A 2319-nucleotide genomic window follows, 5' to 3' on the forward strand; every position below is an offset into this window, starting at 1 on the left:
GGGTGGGTGGGTGCGGCTCAGGTGACGGCGTCGAAGGTCACCGGGAGCCGCTGCGGGCCGCGTACCGTCAGGCTGGCGCGCCAGCTCAGCGTCTCGGGCGGCACCGCGAGGGCGAGCCCGGTCAGGCGGCCGGCGACGGCGGCCAGGGCGGCCCGGCCGACGATGCGCGCGAGCATGGCCCCGAGGCAGTAGTGCGGCCCGTGGCCGAAGCTGAGGTGGGCGTTGTCCTCCCTGGCGAGGTCGGGCCGGTCCGGGCCGGGGAAGCGGCGCGGGTCGCGGTTGGCCGCTCCCAGCGCCACCAGGATCGGCTGCCCCGCGGGGACCGCCGCCCCGCCGATCTCCAGCGGCTCCAGGGCGAAGCGCCAGGTCGCCAGCTCGACCGGACTGTCGTGCCGTAGCAGCTCCTCCACCGCCCGGTCGATCAGCTCCGGCCGCTCCCGCAGCCGGCGGAGCTGGTCGGGGTGCCGCAGCAACGTGTACGTGCCCAGCCCGACGAGGCCGACGGTCGTCTCATAGCCGGCCACGAGCAGCAGGAAGATCATCGACAACATCTCGCTCTCGGACAGCCGCTCCTCCTCGTCAACGGCGACCGTGATCGCGCTGATGACGTCGTCCCCCGGCTCGCGCCGCTTGGCCGCCGCCAGCTCGCTCACGTACGCGCCCAGACGGCGCAGCGCCTCCGGCCTGGCCTCGTCCCTCCCCTCCCCCGAGGTGACGACGGCCGTGGTCCACCGCTGGAAGTCCGTACGGTCGCCGGCCGGCACGCCGAGCACGTCGCAGATCGTGGCGAACTGCAACGGCGAGGCGAGGTCCCCGATCAGTTCGGCTCCGTCACTCGCGCGGAACCCGTCGATGAGCGCGCCGGCCCGTTCCTCGATCCGCGGCCGCAGGGCGGCCAGCCTGCCCGGGGTGAAGTAGCGGGCGACCAGGCGGCGCAGCCGGGTGTGCTCGGGCGGGTCCGTGGTGAGCAGGTGGGTGCCCAGCCCCGCACGGTCCTCCAGCGGCCTCCCGCGGCCCGCCTCCTGCCAGTCGGGCGGCGCGTTGCGCGGGTCCTTGCTGAGCCGCGGATCGGCCAGCGCGGCACGGGCGTCGTCGTAGCGGGTCACGAGCCAGCCGTACAGGCCGCTGCGCAGCGTCACACGGTGGGGCACACCCGACTCCCGCAGCCGGGCGTACGCGGGATAGGGGTCGGCCAGCACCCCGTCGTAGTCGGGCAGCATCTCCTCAAGCATCCATCCCCCACAGATCGGGCCCGGTCCTTACCGTTCCCGTCCTACCCCGGCTCCGCGTCGTGCGCGCCTCCTGCCTGGGCACGCACAACGCCGAGCCGCCGCTGCAACAAATGCCGCTGACAGCTGGTCGAAAGGCTAGATGGGGCCCGGGTCGCAATCGTGCAGCACGCCATAACGACGCTGCGCGACCCGCATCAACTCGGTGAGATCCTTGATGGCGTCACGCCCCTCGGCCACCTTTTTGAGATCGATGCGAATCCAGGGATCCGTGTCACCGCAGGAAAAACGGGAAATCACGTAATACGGACGTCCGCCCAGCATGTCGTTGCCCGCGTAGGCGGCGAATCCCTCACCGAGGTCCGCGGGCAACTCGGTGGGCTTGGCCATGGCCCAGTTTTCGCGGGTGAGCTCGAGCCGCTTGACGCTGTCGTCGATCTTCGACCACCACACCCCGACGGGATCGCCGTTCTTACCCCCTTCGACCAGGCAACCACCGTCGTCACGCCACCGCCCGTCCTTCCGCTCGGTATACGCCCGCGTGTCGCCGCTGACGCGACGATAGGACTCCTGCGAGACGAATTCGCACCAGTACGGGGGCTGGTCGACGACCGGACGGAGGTCGTGCGGAGCCGCTTTCGAATCACCGCCGGAGCACGAGGAAACGGCGACCATCGTCAAGAGCGCCGAAACGACGAGTTGCCGCCTGTTGATCACGGTTATCCTTAATCAGAAATCCGATAGGACCGGCGAGCCTCCTCGGCTCCATCATTCATGATGCCTTCCGAGAAGGCTTTGTGACTGTTGAACCCGGAGTGATCCCCCGCCCAGTTCAGGAAAGCCTCGTACTCCTCCGGCGTCATTTCCATGATTGGCTTCATGTTGCCGTTCTCGTCCGTGAACGAACGTCCCTTGAGGCCTTGGCCGTCGTGCTGGCCGTGCGCGACCGTGGCCGTGGCCACCATCTGCTCCATCAACCGGTTGACCAGCTCCCGGTTCTCCGTCGCCGTGGCGTACGACTCGTCCAGCATCTTGCCGTTCTTGAAGAACCCGGCGATCCAGCCCGCCCCCTTGTCGAACGCGTACGTCC

Annotated in this window: 3 protein-coding genes; all 3 read right to left on the minus strand. The window is 69.6% G+C overall.

From position 1 onward, the window contains the following. Window positions 1–17: 17 nt before the first annotated feature. Window positions 18–1232, minus strand: a complete 1215-nt coding sequence (locus tag E1292_RS50150; protein WP_132606837.1) for a cytochrome P450 family protein — start codon at window positions 1230–1232, stop codon at window positions 18–20. A gap of 135 nt (window positions 1233–1367) precedes the next feature. Then, the gene (locus E1292_RS50155) at window positions 1368–1946 is read right to left on the minus strand and encodes a hypothetical protein (RefSeq protein WP_132606838.1); all 579 of its coding nucleotides are present in this window, start codon (window positions 1944–1946) and stop codon (window positions 1368–1370) included. Window positions 1947–1954: 8 nt separating this feature from the next. Continuing rightward, on the minus strand, window positions 1955–2319 hold a 365-nt coding region (locus tag E1292_RS52110), incomplete at its 5' end, for a hypothetical protein (RefSeq protein WP_165975186.1).

The sequence above is a fragment of the Nonomuraea deserti genome (assembly GCF_004348685.1).
GTDB lineage: Bacteria > Actinomycetota > Actinomycetes > Streptosporangiales > Streptosporangiaceae > Nonomuraea > Nonomuraea deserti.

Bases quoted from the DNA above. Each gene is read 5' to 3' on its own strand.
- E1292_RS50150 (WP_132606837.1), bottom strand. From the start codon at position 1,232: ATGCTTGAGGAGATGCTGCCCGACTACGACGGGGTGCTGGCCGACCCC.